At 33.7% G+C, this 3593-nt stretch carries 2 protein-coding genes; both read right to left on the bottom strand.

The features are described 5' to 3' along the window. Positions 1-159: 159 nt before the first annotated feature. Entirely contained in the window at positions 160-1083 is a 924-nt protein-coding gene (cysK, locus tag KKC53_03610) for a cysteine synthase A (protein MBU2598252.1), read from the bottom strand. An 80-nt stretch (positions 1084-1163) separates the two neighbouring features. Next, positions 1164-3593, bottom strand: a 2430-nt coding sequence (locus tag KKC53_03615; protein MBU2598253.1) for a heavy metal translocating P-type ATPase, incomplete at its 5' end; no start/stop codon positions are given.

Below are 3593 nucleotides of genomic sequence, written 5' to 3' on the forward strand. Positions count from 1 at the left end.
AACTCTCGAGCTTCATGCTTTTATTGATTTCTTTTATAATAGGGATAAGCATTTCTGTCTGTTTTGTAAATATCCTTTCGGCTTCATCGTGCGTTACACAATAAATTCGCCGCATGTTTTTATTCTTTGTGTTACTGTGTCTCATAATTCCCACCCCCTTTACTTAAAAAGTTTCATGGATAGATAACGCTCACCTGTATCAGGAAAGATTACAACTATAAGTTTTCCTTTGTTTTCATCCCTTTTAGCGACTTTTAGTGCAGCCCATGCTGCAGCTCCAGTAGAGATACCAACCAGTATGCCCTCTTCCTTAGCCAACCTTTGGGACATATTTATAGCATCCTCATCTTTGACCTGTATGATTTCATCAACTAAGTCTAATCTCAATACCTCTGGGACAAATCCCGCTCCTATACCCTGAATTTTATGTGGTCCTGGGCTTCCACCAGAAAGTACAGGTGAATTTGATGGCTCAACTGCAATTGCAAGAAATTCCGGCTTTCTGCTTTTTATTACCTCAGCTACACCTGTGATTGTCCCACCAGTTCCCACACCAGCTACCAAGATATCCACTTTACCATCTGTATCTCTCCAGATTTCCTCAGCAGTAGTCTTACGATGAATCTCAGGATTAGCAGGATTTTTAAACTGTTGAGGGATAAAGTATCTTGGATCTCTGGCAGCAAGATCCTCTGCTTTCTTGACTGCACCTTTCATTCCTTTTTCCCCTGGTGTTAGAATGAGTTCTGCACCAAATGCTTTGAGTAGTGCTCTTCGCTCAAGACTCATAGTATCAGGCATAGTAAGACATAATTTATAGCCTTTAGTAGCGCATACGAAGGCTAATGCTATTCCTGTATTTCCACTGGTAGGTTCAAGTATAATAGTATCTTCTTTTATTAGGTCTTCTCTTTCAGCTGCTTCAATCATTGATAGACCAATCCTGTCTTTCACTGAAGCCAGTGGGTTAGATAACTCCAACTTCGCTACAACTTCTGCCTCTATACCCTTGGTTATTCTATTTAGTCTCACCAAAGGTGTGTTTCCAATTAACCTTGTAACATTATCGAATATCTTAGACATATCTCCCTCCTTTCATTTTTATCCCTCTTTGTTATTAGTATATTCTCTTTATTTAAAAATAAATCTTATAGATACTTTCCTTAATGAATATGATGGGTCTTAATTTTTTCCTTAATTATCTTTGCAGGTGGTAAATATCTTTTTAACATTAAAGAAAGAGTTATAACTGTTACATCACTCATAGCCATTGCTAATCCTGCAAATTCAGGTCTAAAAGTAATTCCAGTAAATGGGTATAATAATCCTGCTGCTACAGGAATTAATGCAGTATTATAAGCAAATGCCCAAAATAGATTCCATTTGATTCTTGACATAACCTTATTACTTAATTGCACTGCTGCAACAGCATCCATAAGATCATCTTTTATAAGTACTATGTCTCCACTCTCTATTGCTACATCTGTGCCACTACCTATCGCTATACCAACATCTGCTTGTGTAAGTGCTATTGCATCATTAATACCATCACCTATAAAAGCAACTGTCTCTCCATTATCTTGTAGTTTTTTTACTTCATTAGCTTTATCCTGTGGTAATATTTCCGCTAATACCTTTTTTATTCCAATATGACTAGCGATTGTATTTGCAGTTTTTGCGTTGTCACCAGTAATCATAACAATATTAAAATTCATTTTTTCAAACTCTTTAATTGCATCTTTTGTTGTTTCCTTCAATGTATCAGCAATTGCAATAATGCCGGATATTTTGTTAGAAAGAGCAATGAGAATTACTGTTTTCCCCTCATACTCGAGTTGAGAAATATTTTTTTCAACTTCTTTAGGTACTGAAATATTTCTCTCTTTAAAAAGCATTCTATTTCCAATAATAATATCTTTTCCATTAACTTTTGCTATTACTCCTTTTCCTTCGAAAGTGTTAAATTTTTCACTCTTCACCAATTTAATATCTTCTTCCTTTACTTTTCTAACTATAGCTTCAGCTAATGGATGTTGCGAATTCTTCTCTACACTTGCAGTTAACTTTAATAGCTCTTTTTCATCAATTCCTATACCAATTATATCTGTAACTTCTGGCTTACCTTTAGTTAAAGTTCCTGTTTTATCAAATATTATTGTTTTTAAATTTTTAGATGTTTCAAGTACCTCACTATTTTTAATTAGAATTCCCAGTTCTGCACCACGACCAACACCTACTGTTACAGCAGTAGGAATTGCAAGACCAAGAGCACATGGGCAAGCAATGACAAGTACTGAAATAAATCGAGTTAGAGCAAACTGGAGAGAACTATTTAAAATAAAATACCACACTATGAAAGATATAATTGCTATTAAAAGTACGATAGGAATAAAATAACTCACAACTTTATCAGCAATTCTTTGAACTTTTGGTTTTGATCCCTGAGCTTCTTCAACCAGAGTTATTATCTGAGATAGAAAGGTATCTTTGCCAATTTTTTTAGCTTTAAATTTAATTACACTGTTTTTATTTATAGTGCCACCAACAACAGTGTCACCCTTTTTCTTCAATACTGGAATTGGTTCTCCAGAAATCATTGATTCATCAACATAACTAGAACCTTCAATTACTTTTCCATCAACTGCTATTTTTTCTCCTGGTTTTACAATTACAATATCATTTATTTGAACGTCTTCAATTGCTATTTCATTCTCCTCATTATTACGAATAACTGTTGCAGTTTTTGGCCGTAGACCTATTAGCTTTTTTATTGCTTCTGATGTTTTACCTTTTGCCTTTGCTTCTAAATATCTTCCAAAGGTAAGAAATGATGCTAACAAAATCGCTTCTTCATAAAATAAATATTCTTTTGAAAGCATAATTTCAAATGTTCCTAAAACACTAGATATAAATGCAACACCTATACCCATAGAATACATAACATCCATATTAAGATTTCTATTTTTAAGAGAACGGTAAGCTGCTCTGAATATAGGGTTACTGACATAAATGAATACTGGAGTAGTCAAAAGAAATAATAAATAAGGCATAAAAGATGGAAGTTGTATTGGTAGATACATGAGAATCATTAAAGGTATGCCTATAACAAAACCTATAATAAATCTTTTCGTCTTTTCTTTTAAATCTTTTTCTCTTGCTATCTTTTCTAAATCTTCAATTTCCTCCCCTTCTTTTCCAAGATATTGATATCCAGCTTCTTCAATAGTTTTTTTCATGTCAGTTACTGATATTATTCTTGGATTATAGGTAATGTATGCTTTCTCTACTCCAAGATTAACATTGACACTTATGATTCCATCTAAATTCTTTAGTGCTTTTTCAATAATTTTTACACATGTAGCACATGTCATACCCCCAATTTTAATGGTTGCTTTTTCATCCAATACTTCATAACCCGCATCTCTTACTGCTTTTTCTATATCAGCTATTCTTAATTTTGTAGAATCATATTCAACTGTACCAGTTTCATTTCCCAGATTTACTTTAATATCTGTAACACCGTCGAGATTGGATACAGATTTCTCAATTGTTCTTACACACGTGGCACATGTCATTCCAGTGATTTTGAGTTC

The sequence above is a fragment of the Actinomycetota bacterium genome, from assembly GCA_018830725.1.
In the GTDB taxonomy this organism is placed as follows: domain Bacteria; phylum Actinomycetota; class Humimicrobiia; order JAHJRV01; family JAHJRV01; genus JAHJRV01.